We start from the raw sequence: 499 nt of genomic DNA, 5'->3' as shown, positions 1-499 counted from the left end.
GTCGTGAATCGGCTCAGATAGGCGATCAATGCGGGTACCTGGAAAATCATGGTGGCCGTGCTGCCGTTCTGGTAGCGCTTGCCGTCCACCTCCAGCCAAAGCCGCAGCCGGTGTGGATCGGGCACCTCGTCGCGCGTCACCAGCCAGGGACCGATCGGACCGAAGGTGTCGCAGCCCTTGCCCTTGTCCCACGTACCGCCGCGCTCGATCTGGAAGGCCCGCTCCGAAACGTCGTTGATCACGCAATATCCCGCGACGTGGTCGAGCGCCTGGTCCTCGTCGATGTACGAGGCGGTCTGGCCGATGACCACGCCCAGCTCCACTTCCCAATCGGTCTTTTCCGAACCACGCGGAATGCGCACGTCATCGTTCGGGCCGACGACGGCCGACAGCCACTTGCCAAACACTACCGGCTCCGCCGGAATCGCCATGTTCGACTCGGCCGCGTGATCCGCGTAGTTCAACCCGATGCAAATGAACTTGCCGATGCCGCCGGCGC

At 63.9% G+C, this 499-nt stretch carries 1 protein-coding gene; it reads right to left on the bottom strand.

Annotation, left to right across the window (positions count from 1 at the left end; genetic code table 11):
• Positions 1–499: fumarylacetoacetate hydrolase family protein (locus KDH83_RS31430; RefSeq protein ID WP_212323058.1), on the bottom strand; the 499-nt coding region annotated here is incomplete at both ends.

Source organism: Achromobacter sp. Marseille-Q0513 (assembly GCF_018195695.1).
In the GTDB taxonomy this organism is placed as follows: domain Bacteria; phylum Pseudomonadota; class Gammaproteobacteria; order Burkholderiales; family Burkholderiaceae_B; genus Achromobacter.
Note: the sequence above shows the minus strand (reverse complement) of the source record. Positions and strands in the feature narration are given on the sequence as shown.